A 24,664-nucleotide genomic window follows, 5' to 3' on the forward strand; every position below is an offset into this window, starting at 1 on the left:
GTTCACCTCCTCCAGCAAGTTAGACGATCGCGGACCGGAGGGCAGATACCACCAGATCGAACTCGTCGTCCCAGAGCGTGCGGGGATCCAGCAGGATCAGCCCCGCCTGAATGCGCACCATCACCGGCGGGTCGAAGGCCCGCAGCCGCGCCTCCACCTCCTGCGGCGCCGGATGCGCGATGGCCACGAGGCGCGTGGGCAGGTCCACGCCCGGCAGGGCGCCGCCGCCCGCCCGGGAGACGCCGTCGATCACCTCGCACGCGATGCCGGCGGCCCGCACCTTGCCGGCCAGGGCCTCGGCCCGGGGGGCGATCTGCTCCCTGGAGGCGGTGAGCATCCGCACCGCCGGGATGCGCGCCGCGGCCCGCTCCGGCTCCAGGTAAAGCTTCAGGGTCGCCTCGATGCCCGCGAGCGTCAGCTTGTCCACCCGCACGGCCCGGGTGAGGGGGTGCTTGCGGCAGCGCTCCACCAGTTCCCTGCGGCCGACGATGAAGCCGCCCTGCGGCGCGCCCAGCAGCTTGTCCCCGGAGAAGGTGACCAGGTCGGCGCCGGCGGCGATGAGCTCCGGCATGGTCGCCTCGCGGGGCAGCCCGAAGCGGCTGAGATCCAGCATGACCCCGGAGCCCCAGTCCACCAGGCAGGGCAGCCCGTGCCGGTGCGCGATCTCCGCGAGCTGGGCCACCGAGACCTCGGCGGTGAACCCCTCCAGCCGGAAGTTGGACCGGTGCACCTTCAGCAGCGCCCCGGTCTCGGGGCCGATGGCCTGCTCGTAGTCCCGGGGGTGGGTCTTGTTCGTGGTGCCCACCTCCACCAGCTTCGCGCCGCCCTGCTTCATCACGTCCGGCACCCGGAAGGAGCCGCCGATCTCCACCAGTTCGCCCCGGGAGACGACGACCTCCTTCCCGGCGGCCAGGGCGGAGAGCATGAGCAGCACCGCGGCGGCGTTGTTGTTGACCACCATGGCCGCCTCGGCGCCGGTGAGCTCGGCCAGCAGCGCCTCCACGTGAGCATAGCGGGAGCCCCGCTCGCCGGTGGAGAGGTCCAGCTCCAGGTTGTTGTAGCGACCGGCGATCTCGGCGATGGCCTCCACCGCCTCCTCCGCCAGGGGCGCACGGCCCATGTTGGTGTGGATCACCACGCCGGTGGCGTTCACCACCCGGCGCAGCCGGGGACGCAGACGGCGCGCCAGCCGCTCGGCGGCGTCCGCGGCCAGCCCCTCGGGGGAGAGGTCGACGGACGCAACTTCTGCCTCGCTGACGGCAGCCACGATGCGCTTGCGCAGCGCCTCCAGGGCCTCGCCCACCGCGTCCACCACCAGCGGGCGGGACCGCTCGGCCAGCAGGCGCTGCCCGGTGGGCGCAGCCAGAATCTCGTTGACCGGCGGGATGGCTCTGAGTGCCGCTTGCTGCCATGGTTTCATGTTCCGTTCCTCCGATCGCCCGGCATCTGAACTTCAAGTCGCTCCTATTATAAGCCTCGGAATTGGCAGGGCCAAGTCCGGCTGGAAAGAGGAAGTACGCGGCGTGATCAGGAATATCCAGTATTAGACGATTCAGGGGGAGGTAGGCTCCAATGTCCACCCTCAGGCCGCCACATCCAACCACGCCGTTCTGGACCAGCCTTGTTAAGTATTACCGCAGCTGCCTCGACCGAGAGCAGGAGCTGGGCATACAGGTCCCTGCCGACCCGAACGCGCGCGTCATTCTCCCCGCCCTGCAGGAGCATCTGATCACCCGCAAGGCGACCACCACCATCATCAGCGAGCCGCAGCACACGCAACCCATCCTCGCCTATCTGAACCGGCGGGGGCGGGGCATCGGGGGCACGTTCTACTACGGGTATCCCCTGGCCCGCGAGGGCGATCGGCTCGTTCCCATCTGCTGCACCGAGGTCACCCTGGAGCCCGGCTCCGCGCCGCAGACCGTGGTGCTGACCCGGGGCGTCAGCGAGCTGCTCTTCAACCGCCGGTTCCTGCGGCTCATCGCCGGTCTGACCGACGCCGAGATCGCTGAGCTCACGCGGGCCTGGCTGAGCACCCGCGGCCCCGAGCCGGCCGAACTCCTGGAGCAGTACCTCTCCGGGGTCGACCTGCAGTACGACGCCGTGCTCTTCGGCTCGGAAGGGGTCGGCCACGCCCGGGGACCTTCCCGCGAGCTTCAGCTCATGGAGCAGCTGCGCCGCGACCGGCTGCCGGACACCATCCGCATCTTCATCGGCGAGCAGGGGCTGCCGACCGCCCGCGAGGCCGACGACTACCTGTCCATCCTCCCGGCCGACCCCGACCAGGTGCGGGTGCTGAAGCGGTGGCGGGCGCCGTTCCTGGCCGTCGCCGGCCCCGCCGGCGCCGGCAAGAGCCGCACCGCAGCCGGCCTCATCGCCAGTGCGGCTGCGGCGGGGCAGCGCGTCCTGTTCGTGACCCCGGACGGCCGGCTGCCCGACGAGTTTCACCAGGCCTTCCCCGGCGTGCTCCACATCGGCAGCCAGGAGGCGTGGCTCTCCTCCCTGCGCCGGGCCCTGGAGGTTCTGGAGGCGCTGAAGGCAGAGGGCGAGACGGCGCCGCCCGACATGGCCGGCCTCGCCGCCGAGGGCAAGGCGCTCGCCCAGGAGCTGGACCGGCTCCAGTCTGAGCATGCGCAGGCCGCCGCCATGGCCGAGCTGGGAGAGGCGATGGAGCCGGTCTCCGACCAGGTGGAGGCCAGCCTGGCGCACCACCCGCGCCGGGCGTGGATGGATGCGCTGGCGGCGCGCATCACGCCGGCCAACGCCGGACAGTTCCGGCCCGAACAGCTCGCGGTGCTGCGGCAGCTTCACGTCCGGGTCCTGGCCTGGGAAGAGGAGGGCGGGTTCGCCGGCCGGCTGAGCCAGATGCGCCGCGCCGGACAGATCAAGAATGCCCTCCGGCAGGCGGGCATCCCGGAGTTCTGCCATCCCGAGGGCGATCTGCGGGAGCAGGTGGAGGGCCTGGGGCTGCTGATCCAGGCCTACCCCCTCCTCCTGGCCCGCGCCCGCCGGCTGCTGGCCGCCAGCGTCACCGCTGACCGTCGGCAGGAGGCGGCCGCACGGGCTGCCGCCGCGGCCGAGCGAAAGGCCGAGCAGGACCGCCGCCGACTGCGCGCCGCATGGCTCCGCAAGGCCGCCGAGATCCGGCCGAACCTGGACAAGATCATCGCCTCGGTCACCGGCGAGATCGAGTCCCTGGAAAAGGGCGGCCCCCGCCGGTCGATCCTCAGCCGGCAGCGGTTCGCCGACCTGCTCGCGGCCTTCCCGGTGGTCGTCAGCCCCACCCTGGCCGTTGCGGGCATCGTGCCCAACGAGCCGGAGCTGTTCGACCTGCTCGTGCTCGATGACGCTGACCGGGTGCCGATTCCGCCGTTCCTGCCGGTGCTCTACCGGGCCAAGCGGGTCGTGCTGCTGGGCGATGAGGACGGGGGGCTGCCGCCGTCCAGCCTGGGGCCCGACGAGGACTCCCGCCTGCTCGGCCAGGTGGAGGAGCACAATCTGGCCCCCTTCGCCTACACCGAGGTGTCGCCGCTGCACCGGGCCCTGGCGGTGACCGGCCCGCAGACGCAGCGGCTGCAGGGGGCGTACTACGCCCGGAAGGACGTGCAGTTCATCAACGTGGACGACGGGCAGACGCTCCTGCCGGCGCCGGCGGCCCTCAGCCAGGCGCAGAACCCGCTGGAGGCGCGGGCCGCCCTGCTGCAGGCCACGCGGCTCCTGAGCGCGGGCATGCGCGACATCGCGCTCTGGAGCCCCTTCAGCGGCCAGGTGCGGCTGCTCCGGCAGCTCCTCACCCGTCTGGCCGACGCCGAGCGCGATCCGGACCGTTCTGCCGCGCTGCGCCGCATCTCCGTCTACGCGGCGGATGAGCCGCTGTGCCGGCACGAGGCGGTCGTCGTCTCGCTGGTGCTCGCCGCCGGCGCCACCCCGGAAAGCCTGAAGTGGCTCGGCGAGCGGCGCCGGGCCGTCGCACGGGCCCTGGCCTGCGGGGCGCAGCAGGCTGTGGTGGTGGGGCGCCGGGCGACGCTGGCCGAGATCTCCGCGGTCGCCGACCTGATCGGCGAACCGCGGCCGGAAGGCGCGGCCCAGGCCGCCGGCCTGCAGCCCATGGCGCTGGGGCTGCTGCCCTCCGAGCACCCGCACCACCACGCCTGTCTCACCGCGCGCGAGGCGGTCGCCGAGGGGTTCACCGGCCCCGAGCGCGAGCTCTACAACCGGCTGTCAGCGGTCCTGCGGCAGCGGCAGGTGATCCTGGCGCCGCGCCTCCCGCTGGCGTGGGCGCTGGGACCGGAGCGGTTCGCCGCGCTCCCCGCAACGCAACAGGAGGCGGCGGTGTCCGCCTACCCCCTGATCACCGTGCTCGAAGCCGACACCTTCCGGCCGCTGGCCGTGGTCGAACTGGACGCGGGCGAACCCGGCCAGGCGGCGGAGGTCTGTGCCCAGGCAGCCCTGCCGTACCACGCCGTGTCGCCCGGCGACTGGGACCGGCTGCGGGAGCTGCTCAGGTGACCGACGACGCCGGACGTGCTGACCGCCCGACACAGGCAGTGCGACGCCGGCCCGCCGGCGAGCGCTAGGCGCCGCCCGGCCAGCGCAGTCTGGCCTCGCCGGCCGCCTGCTCCCACTCAACGACCAGCCCCAGAGCCTCGGCCAGGGCCCGCAGGGGCACGACGGTGGTGTTCTCCTCCAGCCAGCCGGTGCACAGCAGCCGGCCGGCGGGATCCCGCACCGGAACCGGGCGCCGCGTATCGGCCAGATGGGCGGCCACGCTGCTCAGAAACGCATCCCAGCCCCCGGGTCTGCCCCGCAGCACCCGGGGGCAGTCTTTTCCGGACCAGCGGTTGTGCTGCACGACGCACTCCGGGAACGGGAGCAGGCTCGGCTGCGTGCGGATGAGGTGGGCCACCAGCAGTGCGGCGTTGGCCTCGGCTTTGGTCCGGTCGCCGTCGCTGTTTTCGCAGATCTCGATGGCGATGGACTCCCGGTTGCCAGTGCCGTACCAGCCGTCTCCGGCGTGCCAGCCGTTGCGGTCCAGCGGCAGGTGCTGCCGGATCTCCCGGTCGTCGACGGTGAAGTGCCACATCACCTGGCGGTCGATGGCCGCCTGGCTGCGCATATAGCGGCCGTGCATCTCGGCGTTGGCGCCGGGCGCGGGATTGGCGGTGTCGTGGATGGTGACATAACGGGGGGTCATGGGCAGGCGCTCCAGCGGGTGGTTGTCCGGCAGGAAGTCGGGAATGATGGTGATCACCTGGCCTCGCCTCCTCTTAGCGCCCTCCGGGTCACGACAGAATATGTAAACTTGAGGGGCGGTGTGAACGGAGGGAGGTGGCGCCTTCGGATCAGGCATACGCCGCCGCGGCGCACGGCGAGGACTCAGGGCGCCCCACAGGCTGGGAGGGTCGGTGAACCCGAGGTCGACGCGGGCCCGGGGCAGCCCCCGGCTCGGAAGGTCAGTTTTTCGACTTCAGTCTCCGGGCGGATGTGAAAAAGAAGACCTTCCGAGGTGAGGCCGAGGGGTGGCGGGTGAACCAGGGGCCTCAGTGCTTCGCCATCGTCCCTGACGACCGAGGGCGAGACGACATAACGCGGCTTCCTGGTTGACGTAATGCGGGTGGCCAGGCTTACGCCCACGCCGCGGCTGGTCACCCCTCACCTGGGATGGTCAAGTTTTCGACTTCGCCCGCTGGGCCGAAGTGAAAAAGCAGGCGGTCCGAGATCTATATGAGGGGTCCACCCCGAGTCTCCGCCTGCCGCGCTTCCTCATCGCCCCTGCCGATAAGAGGCGAGACGACATAACGCGGCTTCCTGGTTGACGTAATGCGGGTGGCCAAGCTGACGCCCACGCCGCGGCTGGTCACTCCTCACCTGGGATGGTCAAGTTTTCGACTTCGCCCGCTGGGCCGAAGTGAAAAAGTGGACGTTCCGAGATCGCTATGAGGGGTTCACGCCGAGTCGCCGTCTGCCGCGCTTCCTCATCGCCCCTGCCGATAAGAGGCGAGGCGACATAACGCCGCATTCTGGTTGACGTCACGCGAGTCGTCAGGCGGAAACCCGAGCGGCCCCCGGCGCACCCCCGGCTCGGAAGGTCACGTTTTCGACTTCGCCCGCTGGGCCGAAGTGAAAAAGCAGGCGGTCCGAGATCTATATGAGGGGTCCACCCCGAGTCTCCGCCTGCCGCGCTTCCTCATCGCCCCTGCCGATAAGAGGTGAGACGACATAACGCGGCTTCCTGGTTGACGTAATGCGGGTGGCCAAGCTGACGCCCACGCCGCGGCTGGTCACTCCTCACCTGGGATGGTCAAGTTTTCGACTTCGCCCGCTGGGCCGAAGTGAAAAAGCAGGCGGTCCGAGATCTATATGAGGGGTCCACCCCGAGTCGCCGTCTGCCGCGCTTCCTCATCGCCCCTGCGGGATCGGGTGCGAGGCGACATAACGCGGCATTCTGGTTGACGTCACGCGAGTCGTCAGGCGGAAACCCGAGCGGCCCCCGGCGCACCCCCGGCTCGAAGGGTCAAGTTTTCGACTTCGCTCGCGGGGCGAAAGCACAAAAGCGGCGGTTCCGGCGCACATGAGATGGCGCGGGGCCGCTCGGACGCATGGCCCGATCAGGTTGTCACAGGGCGCGGACCGGCGCAGCACGCTGCCCGGGCGGGCGGTCCGCAACCCGAAGGCGCCGCGGCCCCCGTGGTCGGGCGCACTGAGATCGCACGTCCCGGCCGGACTGCGCTGCGGGGCCGAACCGCTACTCCGATACGTGCTCCAGGTACAGGCGCTGGCTGAACCCGCCGCGGTCCTCCCGCTTCCCCAGCCGGATCCGCTCAAACTGCTCCCAGGTGAGCCCCTTGAACTCGACGATCGCGCACACCACCTCCACCAGGTCCGCCAGCTCCTCCACCCCCTGGGTGGCCAGGTACTCCTGAAGCTCTTCCCCCAGCTTCTGATTCAGGCTGGCGATGTATGCATCGTCGTCGAGCACCCGTACCGCACACTGCCGGCCGGACGCCGCGATCATCTCCGGAATCCGGTCTCTGACCAGCTTGTTGTAAACCCTCACCGACCTTCCCTCCTCAGTGCAGCAATCCGATGCGATCCAGCGGCCAGACCCGAAACACCGCGAAACCCCTCACGCTGTCAGCGGGAATCGGGCCGAAGTCCCGGCTGTCCAGACTGGACGGGCGGTTGTCGCCCATCACGAAGAGGCTGCCCGGCGGCACGACAATCGGGCCGCGGTCCTCATCATGCGGCTGAACGGTAGGGGCCTCCGGGAAGGGCTGGTCGTTGACGAGCACCGCGCCGTCACGAATCTCCACCCTGTCCCTGGGCAGCCCCACGACCCGCTTGATGAGAAAGTGCTCAACCCCCCGGGGATCGGCAAACACGATGATCTCCCCCCGCTCAGGGAGGCGGTACCGGGGCGACAGAACGTTGACCAGGATCCGTTCGCCGTGCTCCAGGGTGGGGTGCATCGAGTTCTGGTTGACGTGGCCCACCTGGATGACGTACTGGACGATCAGCCAGGCCAGGATTGCGGCGGCCACCAGGGTCGCGACGTCCTCCCACAGAATCCCTGCATCCCGCTCGGATCGCGCCCGCGGCCGCACTCTCTTGAAGGGCGTCGTGAGGTTCAAGGTGACCGGCCCCTTCTTACACATAGATGAATGGTACATTTCAAAATAACACGATTGTCACCATAAAGCGAGGGGTCCCGTCGGGCTGTGAGAAAAAAGAAAGCCAGGAGCCCAACGAAAACCCGGCTCCCACACGGGAGGCCGGGCGGAGTCCTATGACTGCGGGTACCGCCGGTACAGCTCACGGGCACGGGTGGGATAGATGAACGCCATCCCGTCCCGGTGCGCCATGAACTCCGGGAGGATGCGCCCGATCTGCCCGGGCGCCACCTCGCAGGAGTGCGCGACCCATTCCCGTCCGGGTTTGTGCAGGGCGAACTGGACGCCGTAAGCCAGCTTCGCCATGAACCGGAGGAACCGGGCAAGGGCGGCCACGGCCTCGGGGGTGCCCGCCGCCAGGTGCTCGACGACGTCGTCTCCCCGCCAGGTCTTCAGCTCGACGTGGACCAGGTTTCCCATCACCGCCGGTCTGAGGCGCGTGCGCACATCCGCCCCGAAGCCCAGATCGGTCAGCTTGGCCGAAACCACCCACGGCGGGGCCATCAACCCTTGCACCATCACGGTCACGACGGTTTCTCCCATCGTCGACTCACTCCTCATCTCAATTGTACAGCATGTGGAGCAACGGGGAGAAACCGCCATGACCGGTCGAAATGCTGATCTCGCGAAGCCGTGCTCCCTGCCGCATCCGCAGGGATCCGCCGGTGACAGTGCCGGCGCCCGCCGGATCGCTGCACCATGGCCAGCAAAAAAACAGACGGCCACAGGGCCGAAACCCTGCAGCCGTCCTGGCTGTCGTGGCGGGAGTATGTGGGAATCGAACCCACCAGCCGCAGGATCACTACGGCTCAAGCGGTTTTGAAGACCGTGCGGGCCACCAGGACCCGATCTACTCCCGTCTGCAACCATGACTATACCATATGCGAGACTTTGCTGCAACGGAAGCCTCAGCCACGGTTGAGCCGCACGGGCGGAAGCACGAACGTCAGCAGCAGCGCCGGCACCACCAGCGAGGCGATGCACCGCATCACCACCAGCACCCCGAAGTGGTCGGCCACCACGCCCAGCACCGAGGTGCCCACGCCGCCCATGCCGAAGGCCAGGCCCAGGTTCAGCCCCGAGGCCAGCCCCAGGCTGCGGGGCATGTACTCCTGCGTCATCACCAGCGTGGTCGTGAACGTGGAGACCACCAGGAAGCCCGCGGCGAAGAGGCCGATCAGCAGCGGCCAGCCCTGCAGGGTGGAGAGGACCGCCTGCACCGGCAGAAGCAGGGCAAAGGAGGCGATGAGCACCGGCTTCGTGCCGAAGCGGTCGGCCAGCGGCGCGCCCAGGAGCGTGCCCAGTACGCCGGCCAGCAGGTAGGTCATCTGCACCAGGCCGGCGGTCGCCGGGTCGTTGCCCAGCACGTCGATCCAGAAAAACGGCAGGTAGGTCGTCATGCCCAGGTGGATGATCGACCGCAGGATCACCACCAGCGTGATCAGCACGGTGCCCGTCCAGTTGGTGGCGCCGGGCGCCGCGTGCTCCCGCTTCCGGGCCACCGCTTCCTGCTCCTGGGCGCGCCAGCGGGGCAGCAGGCGGAGCAGGAACGCGGCCAGCAGCAGCGGCAGCAGCGCGGCAAAGCCGGTGCCCCGCAGGCCGAAGGCCGCGATGAGCGCCGCGGCGAAGCCCGGCCCCAGCGCGTAGCCCAGGTTTCCGCCCACGCTGTAGATCGCCATGGCCTGCGCGCGCCGCTCCCCGGCCAGGTTGTGGGCCGCGTGCGCCCCTTCGGGGTGGAACGCCGCGCTGCCCAGGGCGCTGATCATCACAGCGGCCAGGACCAGCCAGTAGTTGGTCAGGTACCCCACCGCCGCGAGGCCCAGACCGGCCAGGGCGAGACTGACCGGCAGGAGCCACCGCATCTCCGAGCGGTCGCTGATGATGCCGAAGAACGGCTGGGTGAACGTCGACGTCAGGTTGGCAAACAGCGGGATGAGGCCCACCATGGCATAATCGAGCGCGTAGGTCTCCCGCAGCGCGGGCAGCAGCGCGATGATGGCGCCGGAGGTCAGGTCGACGACGGCGTGCGTCAGGCTGAGCACCAGCAGGAGGGCGAAGACCGGCCGGCCAGCCGAGATCGTGGAGTTCAAGGGTTCAGATCCTCCTTGCGCGGCTGTTATGATAGGAGATACAGCAGAGTGGCTTCGCCCCTGCGCGCCGCAGTTCCTCCCTGGCGCCGCTGGAGGAGTCTGCCCGCATGAGTCGAACAGAGCGGAGGAGAAATCCGCAGGCAGCACTCGGACGACGGAAGTGGTGAACCGGTGAAGAAGACGTATTGGGCACTCGGCGTGGTGATGCTGTTCCTGGGCCTCATGCTGACCATCCAGTTCCGCATCACCAGTGAACGCCATATCGATCCCACAAGGCTGCGCATCGACGAACTGATCGCCGCACTGACCGACCGGGAGGCCGAACTGGCGGCGGCGGAGGAGCGCATCCGCGCCCTGGAGCGGGAGGTCTCCGAGCTGCGCCGGTCGCTGAACTCGCCCGCGCAGGAGGCGGAGCTGGAGCGGCTCCGGCTGCTGGCCGGCACCACGGCGGTGACGGGCCCGGGCGTGGTCGTCACGCTGTCAGAAACGCCGGAGGCCGTCACCGCCAAGAACCGGGTGGCGGACGAGGACATCTGGCGGGTGGTCAACGAGCTGTACACCGCCGGCGCGGAGGCCATCGCCGTGGGCGGCGTACGGCTGACGTCGGTGAGCGGCATCCGCAACGTCGGCGAGCGCATCTTGGTGGGCGAGACGATGATCGCCCCGCCGGTGGAGATCCACGCGATCGGCGATCCGGCGGTGCTGGACGCCTCGCTGAAGCTGCGGGGCGGCGTCATCGACCTGCTCGCCCGGTGGGGGATCAAGGTCACCGTGGTCAAGAGCGACAGCCTGACGCTGCCGCCCCTCAAGACCGCGCCTGCGTTCATGCACGCCAAGTCGGCAGAACCCGCGGGCTCATAAGGCCGGCCGCCGTCCTTACGACAGCAGCCGGCCGCTGCGGGTGTACACCACCATGTGCTTGGGGCTGCGGGCGTAGCCCACCAGGTCGATGCCCAGGTGGCTGGCCAGCCGCACCGCCTGGTCAGTGGCCGCGGTCAGCGTGGCGCCCACGGCGATCTGCGCCCGGCCGAGCTTCGTCGCCGCCTCGTAGCTGATGCGGCCGGAGCTCACCGCCACCACCTGCGTGAAGTCCCAGCCGGCCCGGAACGCGGCTCCGATGGCCTTGTCCAGGGCGTTGTGCCGGCCGATGTCCTCGCGCACGATCATCTCACCGGTCGCCACGTTCTTCAGCCCCGCGCCGTGCACGCCGCCGGTCGCGGCGTACAGGGGGGTGTTCCGCTGCATCTCCTTCACCCAGTCCAGCAGGTCGGCCACCCGCACCCGGAGCGGGTGGTCCACCTTTTTCAGCATCAGCGCGTCCTTCAGGGAGCTGAACGTGACCCCCTTGCCGCAGCCCGCGGTGAGGTACCGCTTGCGCGTCGAGGCGTCCGGGAGCTCCCGGATGTCCGGCAGGTCGACCCAGATCATGCCCCGGTCCTCGTCCACCGAGAGCCGGGCCACCTCGTCCAGCCGCCGGATGATCCCTTCCCCAAAAAGAAAGCCGACTGCCCAGTCATCGAGATGGCTGGGCGTCGTCTGCAGTGTCACGATCTCCTGGTCGTTGATGTACAGCGTGGCCGGCCGCTCCACGGGCATGGGCGGCAGCCCTCCGAATTCGGTCATGGGCCTCCTCCTCCGTCAGCTCGCGTCGGCCAGCAGCCCCTGCGTGGCCACCAGCGCCGAGCGCAGGATCTCCCCGGGGCGCTCGCGCCAGACCCGCTGGCAGGTGCCCAGCAGGTCGGCGATACCGACGCCGCCCCGCCGCCTGCGCGGCGGCAGGGAGGGCAGGAACCGGGCCGCCTCGGGCCCCAGCCGCCGGAGCGCGGCCTGCTCGCCGTCCGAGAAGATCGCCCCCACGCCGCGGCGGTACGCGATCTCCGTGAGGAGTTCGATGGGCTCGGGCAGCATCCCTGCCTGGATCAGGGCGTGGGCAAAGGCGGCCAGCCGCTCGGCCGTCGGCGCGTCGAGTCCCAGGTCGCCCGCCCGGCCGGCACTGGGGGAGAGCTTCGCGGCACAGGCGATGCTGCAGCCCGTGCAGCGGGAGGGAATGGCCATCGTGTCCCACACCATGACCGCCTTGACCCGCTTGCGCCCCAGCGCGACCGCCACGCCGCTGCCGCCGGCGAAGTGGCCCTCATGCACCATCGTGGCGAAGGGCACCTGGTAGTCCGCCGCCGGCCCCAGCACCATGGTCGCCCAGTAGGGGCCCCCTTCCAGGTAGAGCTCCCGGGCGACGTCGGGCACCTCCAGCCCCACCAGATGGCCGGCGTCCAGCACCCGCACCCCGTCCGGCTCGAGCACCAGCACGCCGGGCCGGTCCAGCCGGCCGTCGATCACGACGGCGTCGTAGCCGGCCCCCTTCAGGGCCGCGGCCACGCGTCCGCCCATGGAGGAGAAGACCGTCCGGCCGCCGTGGTTCGCCCCCATCGCCAGCCGGCCGGCCATCTCGTCCGAGAGAGGCCCCGTGGCGAGGGCGACGCGGTGGGCGCCCTCTGCGCCCCGCGCCGACGGGGCCTCTGCCAGGAGACTCGCCACGAAGCCTGCGCCGCCGATGTAGCCCCGCTTGAGCGCGGTCGGCGTCGGCTCGATGCGGGCGGTGCGGCGCTCCAGGTCCACGTAGAGAATCTGCTCGGCATAGGCCCACGTCGTCACGGAAGCTCCCTCCTCCGCTGCCGCAGCAGCTTAGTCCCCCACTGCCTCCAGCCCCTCGGCATCCCGCTCGCGCGAGCCCAGGATGGAGGGCAACGTCTCAACGAACCAGGTGTAGATGACCACGGTGCCGGCGGTGGCGCCGACGGTGAACAGGATCTCCGGGATGGTCGGCGTGTACTCGGCGTTCAGGGCGCCCATCAGGGCGGTGAAGCCGACGTTCAGGCGCAGGGCGATCATGCCCAGCACGGTCAGCAGGCCGCCGGCGAAGAGGCCCTTCTGGGTGTGCCGGGCCCGGGAGAAGAGGATGGCGATCGGGGCCACGTAGCCCAGCAGGATCTCACCCCACCACAGCGCCGTCTCCACCCGGGGCACGAAGATCTGCCCGATCTGGCCTTCCGCCGCCATCGCGCCCAGCCGCCAGACCAGCACGACGCTGAGGATGCCGGCGACCCAGGGCGCCAGCCGGGCCAGCAGGCCGGTCTCGAACTTGATCTTGTAGTACCGGCTGGTCAGCGTCTCCAGGACCATCATCATCGCCATGCCGGTGGCGATGGAGGTCAGCAGGTAGACGTAGTTGAGCCACGGGTGGTACCACAGCGGATCCATGCGCTTGCCGGTGATCATGAACAGGGTGCCCAGCGACGAGTGGTGCATCGTCGAGAGCAGCACACCCGCCAGCACGAACCCCGGCAGGATCTTGTGCAGGGCGTGGTCCGCCTTCTTGACCCAGGGCCGCTGCTGCTCTTCCGCCACCCGGCTGATGTTCTCGAAGAAGAGCACGATCAGGTAGAGCGCCACGCACCAGGCGATCTCGAACAGCGGGGAGTGCAGGTTGCCGCCGAAGATCAGCGGGTTGGCGATGCGCCAGGGCAGGCCGATGTCAAAGGCCAGCCGGACGCCCATGGAGAGGTACATGATGGCCGCCCAGATCACCGCCCGGCGGTTCAGGTACTCGTACTGCTCGCCGCCAGGGGTGAAGTAGCGGATGAAGGCCATCACGAACCCGGTGGCGCCCAGGGGCACCACGACCACCACGTCAAAGATCTTCCACAGGCCCCAGGGCATCGAGTCGTTGAGCCCTGTGGTCGCGCCCAGGCCCAGGAAGAGCCGGACCACGGCGACCACCGCGGCGGCCGCCAGCAGGGCCAGGAGCACGGCCTTGCCCGGCGTCATGCGCCACCGCCACCACTCCATCCGGAGGAGCTTCGTGGGCCTCGGGGTCGCGTTCATGGTGCTCATTCCGCCCCGCCCCCCTTCTGCGCCGCTTCCAGCGCGGCCCGCCGCTTGGAGTAGGCCATGAGCCCCAGCGAGAGCACCGCCGCGCCGCTCACCAGGCCGGGCAGCTGCCGCATCGCCTTCCAGGTGAAGCCCGGCACCGACTCGGTGGTGACGTCGGTGTTGAGGGTGGTCAGGTCCAGCGGCACGGAGGAGATGTACATGACGGCGGTGCCGCCGGCCTCGTGCTCGCCGTAGACGTGGTCGATGTACCGGCCGCCCCCCTCGGCAATACGCTGCTTGGCCAGCTTCAGCAGCTCCTCCCGCTCGCCGAAGAGGATGGCGCCGCTGGGGCAGGTGGCCGCGCAGGCCGGCTCCAGGCCCTCCGAGATGCGGTCGTAGCACAGGGTGCACTTCTGCATGCGGGGCACCGGCTTGTCGTACTCGTACTTGGGCACGCCGAAGGGGCAGCCCAGCTGGCAGTAGCGGCAGCCGATGCACTTGTCGTGGTCGATGGTGACCGCGCCGTTCGCCTGCCGCTTGATGGCGCCGGCGATGCAGACCGACTCGCAGGCCGGCTCCAGGCAGTGCATGCAGCCGGACTTGGTGAAGGTGGCCACGGTGCGGCCGTTCACCTCGGCGGTCACGAAGTCGATGGTGGTCCAGGTGTAGGCCGAGCGCTTCTGCGGGTTGGTGAAGTCGGGCCCCACGCTCGTGTCCTCACCCGGGAGGTCGTTCCACTGCTTGCAGGCCACCTGGCAGCCCCGGCAGCCCATGCACTTGGACAGGTCGATGAGCATCCCGTAGGTCATGAGCTTACCCCCTTACCGGGCCGGAGCCGCCGGCCTTCTTCACGTTGCACAGGAACGCCTTGTACTCGGGGATCTGGGTGTTCGCGTCGCCCACGTGCGGCGTGAGCACGTTGGCCGAGGCGCCGGTGAACTTGCCCATGAAGCCCCAGTGCCAGGGCATGCCCACGATCTCGATCTCCCGGCCGTGGACCCGGACCGGCCGCATGCGGGGCGTGACCATCGCCGGGGCGACCAGCGAGCCGCGGACGGTGGTCACCTCCACCCGGTCGCCCGACTGCACGCCCAGCTTGGCCGCCAGGCTCGGCGACATCTCCACGAACATGTCGGGCATCATCTCGCCCAGCCACGGCAGCGACCGGGTCATGGCGCCGGACTGCCAGTGCTCGGTCACCCGGTAGGTGGTGCAGATGTACGGGAAGTCGGGGTTTTCGGCCTCGGTCAGCGCGCCGAACTCGCCCTTGCCGGAGATGATGGTGACGGGGTTGAACTGCCGCCGGTTCAGCCGGTTGGTCACCGGCGACTCCACCGGCTCGTAGTGCTCGGGGATGGGGCCGTCCTTCATGCCGGAGGGCGACCAGAGCGCCCCCACGCCCTCCTGCATCATGATGAACGGGTTCTGCGCCGAGACCTCGGGCGGGTTGGTGGCGACGAAGTCAGGCACGTCCTGCGCGATGAACTTCTCGCCGTCCCACCGGAAGAGCGGCCGCTCCGGATCCCACGGCTGGCCGTGCTCGTCCATCGAGCAGCGGTTGTACAGGATCCGACGGTTGACCGGCCAGGCCCAGGCCCAGCCCAGGTGGGTGCCCAGCGTCGTGCCCGGCTCGTCCTTCACCCGGCTCCGGCACTTCGGGGTCTCGAAGTTGTCGAAGTAGCCGGCGTAGATCCAGCAGCCGCAGGCGGTGGAACCGTCGTCCTGCAGGTTGCCGAAGGTCGTGAGCCCCTTCCGGTCGGCCCAGGTGTAGCCGTTGATCTCGAAGGCCACCTTTTCCGCCGAGGGGTGGTCGCCGTCGTCGTAGTCCCAGTGCAGCTGCAGGATGGGATCGGGGAAGGCGCCGCCCTCGGTGGCGTAGAGCTCACGCAGCTTCTTGAAGAGCCGGTCCGCGATCCAGAGGTCGTCGTGCGCGTCGCCCATGGGCTCCACGGCCTTGTCGCGCCACTGGATCCAGCGGCCGGAGTTGGTGACGGTGCCGCACTTCTCGTAGGAGGCGGCGGCGGGCAGCAGGAAGACCTCGGTCTGAATCTCGGCCGGATTCATGCCCGGGCCCTTCCAGAAGGCCGCCGTCTCGGTCTCGAAGAGGTCGACCACGACCAGCCAGTCCAGGTTCGCCAGGGCCGACCGCTCCTTCGTGACGTTGGGACCGCCCACGGCGAAGTTCTGGCCCCAGGCAAACAGGCCCTTCAGCTCGCCGCGGCCCATCGCCTCGAAGATGGACATGTGGGAGTGGTCCCGGTGGTCCAGCTTCGGCAGGTAGTCGTAGGCGAAGTCGTTCTCCGCCGTGGCGTTCTCGCCCCACCAGGCCTTCAGCAGCGAAACCATGAACTTGGGCCGGTTGGTCCAGTAGCCCGACTTGGGCGTCGACGCCTGGTAGGCCGCCAGGGTCGGGTGCTGCGCCGCAGACGGCATGGGCATGTAGCCGGGCAGGTTATTCCAGAGCATCGCCATGTCGGTGGAACCCTGCACGTTGGACTCGCCCCGGTGGGCGTTCACGCCGCCGCCGGGGATGCCGATGTTGCCCAGCAGGAGCTGCAGCATGGCCACCGCCCGCACGTTCTGCGAGCCGTGGGACGACTGCGTGATGCCCATGGCGTACATGATGTTGCCCGCCTTGTCGGGCCGGCCGGTGGAGGTGAAGAGCTCCGCGACCTCCAGGAACTCCTCGACCGTCATGCCGCAGGTCTCGGCGACCATCTCGGGCGTGTACCGCGCGTAGTGCTTCTTCATGAGCTGGAAGACGCACTGCGGGTGCTGCAGCGTCGGATCCTTCTTGATGTTGCCGTCCTCGTCCCGCTGGTACTGCCAGGTGGCGGTGTCGTACTTCACCTGGCCGTCCTCGCCCACCTGGGCGCCGGAGAAGAGGCCTTCCTCGAACTTGAAGTCCGGGTGGATGAGGTAGCTGGCGTTGGTATACTTGGCCACGTACTCGTGGAAGTACCGGCCGTGGGTCATGGCGTAGTTCATGAGCCCGCCCAGGAAGGCGATGTCGGTGCCCGGGCGGATCTGCACGTACAGGTCGGCCTTCGCGGCCGTGCGGTTGAACTTGGGGTCAACCACGATCAGCTTCGCACCCCGGGTCTCCCGCGCCCGGTCGATCCAGCGCATGGAGATGGGGTGGTTCTCCGCCGGGTTGGTGCCCAGCACCATGAACACGTCGGTGTTCTGGTAATCGGTCCAGTGGTTCGTCATCGCGCCGCGTCCAAACGTGGGGGCCAGACCGGCCACCGTGGAGCTGTGTCAGAGACGGGCGTGATGTTCCAGGCGGACAATCCCCAGGCCGCGCATCAGCTTGGCGAGGACGTAGTTCTCCTCGTTGTCGAGGGCCGCCGAGCCGATGTGGGCCATCGCGAAGGTGCGGTTGACGGTGACGCCGTTTTCGTCCACCCGCTCGAAGGTGGCGTCGCGTGCCGCCTTCACGTTGCGGGCGATGCGCTCAATCGCCCAGTCCCAGTCCTTCTCCTCCCAGTCGGTGGCGCCAGGGGCCCGGTAGAGGACCTTGGTGAGCCGCCGCGGGTTGGGCTGGTACTGGTTGTTCTTGTCGGCGACGATGCGCAGGTTGGCGATGGACGCGCCCTTGGGGCACAGGGTGCCCTCGTTGATCGGGTGATCCGGGTCGCCGTTGACGTGGACGACCTCCCCGTCCTTCACCCAGACCTGGATGCCGCAGCCGACCGAGCAGTACGGACAGATCGTACGGTAGTCTTTCGCGCCCTCAATCTTGAGGTCACGCCGGACGCCGGCCTCCGCGGCGTTGCCCAGCTCCAGCAGCGAGAGCGCGCCCCCGGCCGCCAACGAGCCCTTCAGGAGTTCACGTCGCGTCAGGGACAAACTTTCCACCCCCATGTGCAGCGCCGTTCCATCCACGACTTCGGTGCCATCGCGCGCCAAGCCGTGGGACGTACGGTTTAGTTCTCATCATACCTTTGGCCATACCGCCGGGAAATAGCGCAGGATGGAGGTTTCGCCATAGCACCGTTTGTCCCCCGGTCTAATTGTTAGGGGGGTCACAAAGCCCCGCCGGAGTTGTGCCCCCCTTCACAAGATGGTTGTGCGAATCTTCGGCATCACTTTGGTACTAGTCCTATAGGCTCATGCCTGGAGTTGTCAAGTGCTAATCCGCCTATTGATTATTACAGTTTTCCTACACCTCCCCGCGGTTCAGCGCTAGCCGCTCCGCGCCCCGGCTCATCCGACCCGGCCGAACGGCGGGGTCGATAGGTACCGGTCTTATGGGGCGATATGGATATTTAGGAGTAGTCCTATGGTGCGCCATCCTGTCTAGACTTTGATTGTGAAGACTATCACGACCCTGGCACCACTTTCCCATCACGGTCCGCCTTCTGCGCTGATCACGTCCGAACCGCAGCCGCGGCCCCCCCCCCGGGCGAGGCCGGTGCGGCCCATCCGCTGGATGAACCTTGCAGGAATGTAAGGCAGATGGGCGCTTCTGTAAGCCAATTTACAGGCAGTCCCGGGCGGCAGTTGGTACGCTGAGGGCAGGAACAACCAGATGGGAGGAGGTTCACGCCTGATGCGCACCTTCCTGAGACGCACCGCGTCGCTGCGAACCCGCACCGCCTGGCTGCTGGCCATCTGCGCGGCCCTGACCGGGCTGGCCATGCCGCCGGCCGCCGCGGCTTCGCCCGCAGCCGCCGCTTCACCGGAAGCCGCCGAGCCCGTGCCCATCGATCTCCCCCGTTTCCCGACCAGGCCCACAGAGGTCGTGATCATCGGCACCATGCACTCGGCCCAGCTGGAGTACGAGGCGCACAGCCCGGCGCGGATCCGGGCGCTGCTGAACCGCATCGACCCCGCGGCGGTGGGCGTGGAGGCGCCCCCCGAGTGGTACGCCGAGGGCATCTACTTCGAAATCGCCTACGAGTCGTACGGAGTGGCCGTGCCCTGGGCCATCGAGAAGGGGAAAGAGGTCCGGCCCATCGACTGGATGGCGCCGCCGCTGGAGCAGATCGGGGCCCTCTCGTGGCCGGCCCTGGATCCGGAGCCGGCGCCTGCCGATGAAGACGAGCAACCGCCCTCCTATACCGAACTCCTCGAGTCCTGGGACGTGCCGCCCCTCCTCTTCGCCGACACGCCCGAATGGCACGAGGCCGTCAACCGGGCCTACGCCAACGCCGGCGCGAGCCCCAACCCCTACAGCGAGGCCGGGCGGCGCTACATGCTCTACCGCAACCTGATCATCGCGCGGCACATCGTCAACATGGCAGCCGACCATGAAGGACAGCGGGTGGCCGTCCTCATCGGCGCCGCGCACAAGCCGGACCTGGATCTCTTCCTGTCCGCGGTGCCCAACATCGTCGTCCGCCAGGCCTCCGAATGGGACGGGCTGACGCCGGAGGAGGTGGCCGCGGAGGAGCGGCGCGCGGACCACCTGGCCATCCTCTGGTACAACCTGGCCGGCAGCCGGGTGCGGCCGGAGGAGGTCGATTTCGCCCGCATGAACCGGCTGCTGGCCGGACTGGAGCGGGACACGCCCTCCGATCCCGAGGTGCGCTTCCTCCGGGCCCGCTGGCACCAGCTCCGGGGCGACACGGCCCGTGCCGTGGCCCTGTACACCGCCCTGGCCTGGGGCGCGCAGTGGGAGGACCGCCCCTTCACCTTCCCTGACCGCAGCCTGAGCCAGCGCATGATCGACTGGGGGAACGCCGCCGCTCCGTGGGGCCCGCCGGCGGAGTACGGCCTCGACAACGTCTTCTCGCCGGTGGGCAACCTGACCGTCCGGCAGCGGGTGCTCTACGAACTGGCCCTGCAGCAGCACGATCCGGCGGTCCGTGTGCGGGCCCGGTCCGAGCTGCTGAAGGAGCCGCTGACCGACCGGCAGCGCGGCCAGCTCCGGGCGCTGCTGGACCTCCCGGCCGCAGATTCCCCCTGAGCGTCGCCGCCGCGGGGCGTGGCCGAAACTCCCGGGCGCCTGCAGGGTGCACCCTGCAGGCGCCCGGCGCGCGGGTAGGGACTGGGCCGGCGTATGCAGAAGCTATTACGTGCACGAACGCTGGGAGGGACCCTGACTTGCTGCACCTGCTGGAAAGCTTCTGCGCCGCGGCCGAGACCGGCAGCCTGAACAAGGCGGCCGAGATGCTGCACCTTTCGCAGCCCGCCATCACGCGGCAGATCAAGTCCCTGGAGGCCCAGCTCGGGGCGGTGCTGCTGAACCGGACGCCCCGGGGCGTGGAGCTCACGCCGGCGGGACAGGCCGTGCTGCCCCACGCCCGCGCCGCGCTGGCCGCCGTGGCCGCCTGCCGCCACGCGGCCGCCCAGGCTTCCGGAGCCGGCCCGGGCCGGCTCCGCATCGCCGCCGGGCTGATCCTCACCCTCTACACCCTGCCCCCGGTGATCACCGCCTTCCGTGAGGCGTACCCCTCCATTCCCGTCGACCTGCGCCCCGGGCACAACCGGGACGTGCTCAACCAGCTCCTCGAGTACGAGGTGGACGTCGCCTTCCTCCACTCCCGCGTCTCGGCCCCGGGGGTCAAGGCGATCAAGCTGTTCTCCGACCCGATGCTGCTGGTCAGCCATCCGGCGGCGGAACCGCTCTGCCGGCTGCGGGACCTGGAGGGCCGGACCCTGCTGGTGCTCCAGACGGGCGCGGGCATGCGCGGCGAGGTGGAGCAGGCCCTGGCGGAACACGGGGTCTCCTGCCGCATGGTGGAGCACCCCACCGTGGAGACGATCAAGACGGCGGTCATGCTGCAGATGGGCGTCACCCTCCTGCCGGCCTCGGCGGTCCGGGGAGAGGTGCGGGACGGCCGGCTGGCCGCCCGTCCGGTGGAGGACTGGCCGGGCCCCGGCCGCACCGTGCGCGCCTATGTCCGGGCCGAGGGCGTGCTCCCCGAGCAGGTGCGGACCTTTATCCATATGTTGAAGCAGCACTACCGGGACGGCTGACCGGCTTTGACGGCAGGGACCCGGTGCGTTATGCTTTCGTTTGGTAACAGACATTTTCGGCTGTTGACCTCCGCCGACAGCCCGGGAAAGCAGGTGGATCCATGCGCTCCCCGACACCGTCTGAAGGACTGCTGGCAGACGAGTACGCCCTCGAGATGATGCGCGCCTACTGGCTGGCCGGCCAGCACCGGCGCCGGGTCGTGAAGGAGGTCTTCTTCCGCAAGGCCCCCTTCGGCGGCCGGCTGGCTCTGGCCGTGGGCATCAACCAGGTGGCCGAGTACCTGGCGCAGCTGAAGCTCTCCGACGAAGACCTGGAGTACATCCGGTCCCTGGGCTTCGAGCCGGAGTTCGTCGAGCACCTGCGCGGCCTGCGCTTCACCGGCACCATGCGGGCCGTCGCCGAGGGCACCTTCGTCTTCCCCGGCGAGCCGATCATCACCCTGGTGGGCCCCATCGAGGAGCTGACTTACGTGGAGGCCCGCATCCTGAACATCGTCAACCCGCAGACCCTGGTGGCCACCAAGGCGTTCCGGGTGGTCGAGGCTGCGCAGGGCGACCCGATCCTCGAGATGGGCCTGCGCCGGGCCCAGGGCGGCGACGCGTCCATCTACCACAGCCGGGCCTCGTACATCGCCGGGGTGGCTTCCACCTCCAACCTGGAGGCCGGCCGCCTCTTCGGAATCCCGGCCCGGGGCACCCACGCCCACGCGCTGGTCATGCTGGGCGGCGACGAAAAGGAGGCCTTCCGGCTCTGGGCGCAGTCGCAGCTGAAGCTGGGCCGCAACCCGACCTTCCTGGTCGACACCTACGACTCCCTCCGGTCGGGCCTGCCCAACGCCATCGCCGTCGCGCGCGAGATGGGCATCCGCATCGGCGCCATCCGCATCGACTCCGGCGACCTGGCCTACCTCTCCAAGAAGTGCCGCCAGATGCTGGACGATGCCGGCTTCCGCGACGCCAAGATCGTCGCCTCCGGCGATCTGGACGAGTACGTGATCCGGGACCTGAAGCTGCAGAAGGCGCCCATTGACATGTGGGGCGTGGGCACCAACATGGTCGTCGCCGCCGACCAGCCGTCCCTGGGCGGCGTGTACAAACTGTCCGCCGTGGAGGAGAACGGCGTCTGGTCGCCCCGGATCAAGGTCTCGGAGAACCCCGAGAAGGTGACGCATCCCGGCGGACCGAAGCAGCTCATCCGGTTCCGCAGCCGGGACACGGGCTACTACCTGGCCGACCTGCTGATGCTGCCCGACGAGCCGCTGCCCAACCCCGACGAGCCCTTCCTGATCTTCGACCCGGTCCATACCTGGAAGCGGACCCTGCTGCGCAACTTCGAGGTGGAGGACCTGCTGCACACCTACATCCAGGACGGGAAGCCGCTTCTGCCCGACCGGTCGCCCCACGAGGTGACCGCAGCGGCCCGGGAGTGGGTCGCGGTCCAGCGGAAGCGGTTCTACGAGGAGATCCAGCGGCTCACCAATCCGGCCGCCTACAAGGTGGACCTCTCCGAGCCCCTGTGGAAGCTGAAGATGCAGATGCTGGAAAGCTCAACCAGACACTGAAATCGCAACCCCCCGGAGCCCGAGCGGCCGCGGGGGGCACACTTTTTTCTTGGGAGGGTGACCATGCAGAACCAACCGCTCACACTCGACCTGCTTCCCCAGGCCGTGGACCTCTGGAACCGGACGCTGGGGGACCTGTTCCCCATGCGCCCGGAGTTGATGGCGTCCAACCTGTGGAACGAGCCCAGCTTCGACCCGGAGGGCAGCCGGGCGATTCTCGCCGGGGGCCGCATGGTGGCCCTGGTGGCCGTCAAGCGGCGGCAGCACCCCATGCACACCTTGCCCGCGGACCAGCAGGGCTGGATCTCCGCCCTGGTCGTGGATCCCGCCTTCCAGGGCAAAGGCGTCGGCAGCGCCCTGCTCCGGGACGCCCTCACCCACCTGGGGCGGTACGCCGCCGAGCCCGTGGCCCTGGGGTCGGACCCCGGCCACTTCTTCCCCGGCATCCCCCTGGACTGCCGCCGGGCCCTGGACTGGTTCGCCCGGCGCGGGGCCCAACTGGGCGCCCTGGAATGCGACCTGGTGAACACCGAAATGGCCACATACGAGCACCCCGAGGCGGCCCGGCGAGCGTTCGCCCGGGAACCGGGCATCATCTACCGGCCTATGGCCCCGGGCGAGGAGGAGGCCGCTCTCGCCTTCATGCGCCGGGCCTTCCCCGGCCGCTGGGCGTGGGAACTGGAGCGGCATCTGGCCGGCGGCGGGCTGCGGGAGGACGTGATGCTGGCCCTGGAAAACAGCGCCATCGTGGGATTCGCCCGCATCGCCGGGCCCTGGTCCCGGCACTTCTCGCCGGGGATCTACTGGGCGCCGCGCTTTCAGGGCCCCCACGGCAGCCTGGGGCCCATCGGGGTGGCGCCGGAGGCCCGGGGCCGCGGCACCGGCCTCGCCCTGCTCTCCGCCTCCCTGGCCGAGCTGCGGGACCGGGGGGTGCGGAGCGCCGTGATCGACTGGACGCAGCTGGTGCGCTTCTACGGCATCGCAGGCTTCCGGCCCTGGATGTGGTACGTGCGGGCGACGATGCCCGCGGGCGGCGGGGGGTAGGCCCCTTCGCCCGGGGCACCATCCCCGGCCTCACCGCGCCCGGGCCGTGACCGACGGGTGGATCTGGTACGCCAGCCGCACGGTGCGCACCACCGCCAGCCGGCCGGGCAGCACGGGTATCCCCTCTGCGGCCGAGCGGGCGAGATACGGCGATGGCCCCGGCGCCGCCTCCGTGCTCACCTCCCGCACCGGCCCCAGGGCCACCCCCAGGGCCCGGGCCAGGACTGCCGCCTGCCGCTGCGCATCCTGCACCGCCTGCGTCAGAGCCGCCGCCTCCGCCCGCTCCCGCTCGCGCACCGTGAACTGCACCCCGTCGACCCGGTTGGCGCCGGCGGAGACCGCCAGGTCGATGATCGCCCCCACCCGGGCCAGATCCCGCAAGGTGACGGCGAGGGTCGCCGTCGCCTCGTAACCGGTGAGCCGGGTTTCGCCGCCATCCCGGGGCCGGTCGAACACTGGGTTCAGCGCAACCTCCTGCGTCTGCATCTGATCGGCGGCGAGTCCCGCCTGCATCAGGGCCTGCACCACCCGGTTCAGCGCGGCCGCAGTCTGCTCGTAGGCTGCCGCGGCCTGCGGCGCCCGCGCCGTGAAGCCCAGGGTGAGGCGTGCGGTGTCCGGCGCCGCCCCGGCCTCCCCCACCCCCGTCACCTGGAGCGTCGGCGGTTCCACCGGCCCGGCGGCGAAGCCCGCGGGGTAACCCATGAACGTGCCCATCGTGCGCTCCTCCTTCCCGCGCGCGTCTGTACCAACAGTTTATCGCGCCACGAGCCGCGGTAGGTGGCCCACCGCCGCTTCGAGCCAATCGTACGATAGACGAAGGGTCCATGCCGTCACCCGATCGGGTAGCTCGGCGGCGCCGCGGCCGCCGGGGCAAATCCGCCCGATCGGGTAATTTCGTCGCCCGGAAGGTTCCGGTATTGTGGATGCAGACACAAAGCGGGAGGGGTGAACGGTCGATGATCACCCTGGAGCAGGTGGCTGATGCCCTGTCGGAGATACGGGCCGTCCACATCGATGCCCGCCGCTGCCTGCCCTGCCGCTCGCCCCGGGTGCGCTGCACAGCCTGCGCCGACGTCTGCCCGGAGCGCGCGATCTCCCTGGGGCGGGTACCGGCCGTCCGGGAATGTTCCGGCTGCGGCCTCTGCACGGCGGTCTGCCAGGCCGATGCCCTCCGGCTGGATGACCCCTCGGACCCGGAACTGCTTCAGCGGTTCGCCCGCCTCGCCCGTACAGCTACGTGCCTGCAGCTGACCTGCGCCGGACACGGGCAGGCTGCCGCCCCACGTGGACAGGATGGCGCTGCACAGGGCCAGGCTGGCTCCCCCCACAGCCGGGCGGGCGCAGACCGTGCCGCCCATCTCCAGTTGACCTGTCTCGGCCGCCTGACCCCGGAGCTGCTCCTGGCGGCGGCGGCCTGCGGGTTCGCAGAGGTCCGGTTGCTCCAGCCCGCCACGTGCCCGCACTGCGACCGGGCCGCCGGCATGGACCGGCTCCGCAGGGC

General features: G+C 69.7%; 19 protein-coding genes and 1 tRNA gene. 6 read left to right on the forward strand and 14 right to left on the reverse strand.

All coding sequences use genetic code 11. The annotated features are described in order from the left end of the window. Window positions 1–19 precede the first annotated feature (19 nt). A complete protein-coding gene (gene selA, locus ACZ5UM_RS00590) occupies window positions 20–1,420 on the reverse strand; it encodes an L-seryl-tRNA(Sec) selenium transferase (RefSeq protein WP_464846162.1) in 1,401 nt (466 codons plus the stop codon). A gap of 152 nt (window positions 1,421–1,572) precedes the next feature. On the opposite strand from selA, the gene ACZ5UM_RS00595 reads away from it, so the two are divergent. Then, window positions 1,573–4,509 carry a hypothetical protein gene (locus ACZ5UM_RS00595; RefSeq protein ID WP_464846165.1) on the forward strand — a complete coding sequence of 979 codons (2,937 nt, stop codon included), beginning with the start codon at window positions 1,573–1,575 and terminating at the stop codon, window positions 4,507–4,509. Window positions 4,510–4,573: 64 nt separating this feature from the next. Here the strand turns inward: ACZ5UM_RS00595 and ACZ5UM_RS00600 are convergent, their stop codons facing one another. From ACZ5UM_RS00600 to ACZ5UM_RS00625, 6 genes are all read right to left on the reverse strand, one after another. After that, window positions 4,574–5,251 (reverse strand): peptidoglycan recognition protein family protein, encoded by a 678-nt coding sequence (locus tag ACZ5UM_RS00600; RefSeq protein ID WP_464846167.1) that lies wholly within the window; start codon window positions 5,249–5,251, stop codon window positions 4,574–4,576. Window positions 5,252–6,745: 1,494 nt separating this feature from the next. Continuing rightward, window positions 6,746–7,057 (reverse strand): phosphoribosyl-ATP pyrophosphohydrolase, encoded by a 312-nt coding sequence (locus ACZ5UM_RS00605; protein WP_464846169.1) that lies wholly within the window; start codon window positions 7,055–7,057, stop codon window positions 6,746–6,748. 13 nt (window positions 7,058–7,070) lie between these two features. Continuing rightward, complete coding sequence (lepB, locus tag ACZ5UM_RS00610; protein WP_464846170.1) at window positions 7,071–7,631, reverse strand: signal peptidase I; 561 nt, start codon at window positions 7,629–7,631, stop codon at window positions 7,071–7,073. Between the two features lie 153 nt (window positions 7,632–7,784). After that, window positions 7,785–8,213 carry a hypothetical protein gene (locus ACZ5UM_RS00615; protein ID WP_464846172.1) on the reverse strand — a complete coding sequence of 143 codons (429 nt, stop codon included), beginning with the start codon at window positions 8,211–8,213 and terminating at the stop codon, window positions 7,785–7,787. 216 nt (window positions 8,214–8,429) lie between these two features. Further along, a tRNA-Sec gene (locus ACZ5UM_RS00620) sits at window positions 8,430–8,528 on the reverse strand. A 50-nt stretch (window positions 8,529–8,578) separates the two neighbouring features. Then, window positions 8,579–9,760 carry an MFS transporter gene (locus ACZ5UM_RS00625; protein ID WP_464846174.1) on the reverse strand — a complete coding sequence of 394 codons (1,182 nt, stop codon included), beginning with the start codon at window positions 9,758–9,760 and terminating at the stop codon, window positions 8,579–8,581. 171 nt (window positions 9,761–9,931) lie between these two features. On the opposite strand from ACZ5UM_RS00625, the gene ACZ5UM_RS00630 reads away from it, so the two are divergent. After that, window positions 9,932–10,621 (forward strand): DUF881 domain-containing protein, encoded by a 690-nt coding sequence (locus ACZ5UM_RS00630; RefSeq protein WP_464846176.1) that lies wholly within the window; start codon window positions 9,932–9,934, stop codon window positions 10,619–10,621. A 15-nt stretch (window positions 10,622–10,636) separates the two neighbouring features. Here ACZ5UM_RS00630 and fdhD read toward each other — a convergent pair whose 3' ends face one another. From fdhD to fdnG, 5 genes are read right to left on the reverse strand one after another with little or no spacing between them, the layout of a single operon-like run. Continuing rightward, entirely contained in the window at window positions 10,637–11,383 is a 747-nt protein-coding gene (fdhD, locus tag ACZ5UM_RS00635) for a formate dehydrogenase accessory sulfurtransferase FdhD (RefSeq protein ID WP_464846179.1), read from the reverse strand. 15 nt (window positions 11,384–11,398) lie between these two features. Further along, window positions 11,399–12,412, reverse strand: coding sequence for an aldehyde ferredoxin oxidoreductase N-terminal domain-containing protein (locus tag ACZ5UM_RS00640; protein WP_464846182.1), 1,014 nt, complete (start codon window positions 12,410–12,412; stop codon window positions 11,399–11,401). A 30-nt stretch (window positions 12,413–12,442) separates the two neighbouring features. After that, window positions 12,443–13,651 (reverse strand): polysulfide reductase NrfD family protein, encoded by a 1,209-nt coding sequence (locus ACZ5UM_RS00645; protein ID WP_464846184.1) that lies wholly within the window; start codon window positions 13,649–13,651, stop codon window positions 12,443–12,445. Beyond that, window positions 13,648–14,439: a 4Fe-4S dicluster domain-containing protein gene (locus ACZ5UM_RS00650; RefSeq protein ID WP_464846185.1), complete on the reverse strand. Its 792-nt coding sequence runs from the start codon at window positions 14,437–14,439 to the stop codon at window positions 13,648–13,650. Before ACZ5UM_RS00650 ends, ACZ5UM_RS00645 begins: the two co-directional genes overlap by 4 nt. A gap of 4 nt (window positions 14,440–14,443) precedes the next feature. Next, window positions 14,444–17,497: a formate dehydrogenase-N subunit alpha gene (gene fdnG / locus ACZ5UM_RS00655; RefSeq protein WP_464846186.1), complete on the reverse strand. Its 3,054-nt coding sequence runs from the start codon at window positions 17,495–17,497 to the stop codon at window positions 14,444–14,446. 688 nt (window positions 17,498–18,185) lie between these two features. Between fdnG and ACZ5UM_RS00660 the strand changes: the two genes are divergently transcribed. The 4 genes from ACZ5UM_RS00660 (at window position 18,186) to ACZ5UM_RS00675 (ending at window position 23,163) form a co-directional block, all read left to right on the forward strand. Next, window positions 18,186–19,544, forward strand: a complete 1,359-nt coding sequence (locus ACZ5UM_RS00660) for a hypothetical protein (RefSeq protein WP_464846188.1) — start codon at window positions 18,186–18,188, stop codon at window positions 19,542–19,544. Between the two features lie 137 nt (window positions 19,545–19,681). Continuing rightward, window positions 19,682–20,557: a LysR family transcriptional regulator gene (locus tag ACZ5UM_RS00665; RefSeq protein WP_464846190.1), complete on the forward strand. Its 876-nt coding sequence runs from the start codon at window positions 19,682–19,684 to the stop codon at window positions 20,555–20,557. Window positions 20,558–20,658: 101 nt separating this feature from the next. After that, window positions 20,659–22,119 carry a nicotinate phosphoribosyltransferase gene (locus tag ACZ5UM_RS00670; RefSeq protein WP_464846193.1) on the forward strand — a complete coding sequence of 487 codons (1,461 nt, stop codon included), beginning with the start codon at window positions 20,659–20,661 and terminating at the stop codon, window positions 22,117–22,119. A gap of 63 nt (window positions 22,120–22,182) precedes the next feature. Continuing rightward, complete coding sequence (locus ACZ5UM_RS00675) at window positions 22,183–23,163, forward strand: GNAT family N-acetyltransferase (RefSeq protein WP_464846195.1); 981 nt, start codon at window positions 22,183–22,185, stop codon at window positions 23,161–23,163. A 30-nt stretch (window positions 23,164–23,193) separates the two neighbouring features. Here the strand turns inward: ACZ5UM_RS00675 and ACZ5UM_RS00680 are convergent, their stop codons facing one another. Further along, window positions 23,194–23,877 (reverse strand): SIMPL domain-containing protein, encoded by a 684-nt coding sequence (locus ACZ5UM_RS00680; RefSeq protein WP_011196729.1) that lies wholly within the window; start codon window positions 23,875–23,877, stop codon window positions 23,194–23,196. Window positions 23,878–23,993: 116 nt separating this feature from the next. Continuing rightward, window positions 23,994–24,626, reverse strand: coding sequence for a hypothetical protein (locus tag ACZ5UM_RS00685; RefSeq protein ID WP_464846200.1), 633 nt, complete (start codon window positions 24,624–24,626; stop codon window positions 23,994–23,996). Window positions 24,627–24,664 lie beyond the last annotated feature (38 nt).

Source organism: Symbiobacterium ostreiconchae (assembly GCF_055396975.1).

Coding starts and splice junctions, on each gene's coding strand:
- selA (WP_464846162.1), bottom strand. CDS start 1,420: ATGAAACCATGGCAGCAAGCGGCACTCAGAGCCATCCCGCCGGTCAAC.
- ACZ5UM_RS00595 (WP_464846165.1), top strand. CDS start 1,573: ATGTCCACCCTCAGGCCGCCACATCCAACCACGCCGTTCTGGACCAGC.
- ACZ5UM_RS00615 (WP_464846172.1), bottom strand. CDS start 8,213: ATGGGAGAAACCGTCGTGACCGTGATGGTGCAAGGGTTGATGGCCCCG.
- fdhD (WP_464846179.1), bottom strand. CDS start 11,383: ATGACCGAATTCGGAGGGCTGCCGCCCATGCCCGTGGAGCGGCCGGCC.
- ACZ5UM_RS00645 (WP_464846184.1), bottom strand. CDS start 13,651: ATGAGCACCATGAACGCGACCCCGAGGCCCACGAAGCTCCTCCGGATG.
- ACZ5UM_RS00650 (WP_464846185.1), bottom strand. CDS start 14,439: ATGACCTACGGGATGCTCATCGACCTGTCCAAGTGCATGGGCTGCCGG.
- ACZ5UM_RS00660 (WP_464846188.1), top strand. CDS start 18,186: ATGCGCACCTTCCTGAGACGCACCGCGTCGCTGCGAACCCGCACCGCC.
- ACZ5UM_RS00670 (WP_464846193.1), top strand. CDS start 20,659: ATGCGCTCCCCGACACCGTCTGAAGGACTGCTGGCAGACGAGTACGCC.
- ACZ5UM_RS00675 (WP_464846195.1), top strand. CDS start 22,183: ATGCAGAACCAACCGCTCACACTCGACCTGCTTCCCCAGGCCGTGGAC.
- ACZ5UM_RS00680 (WP_011196729.1), bottom strand. CDS start 23,877: ATGGGCACGTTCATGGGTTACCCCGCGGGCTTCGCCGCCGGGCCGGTG.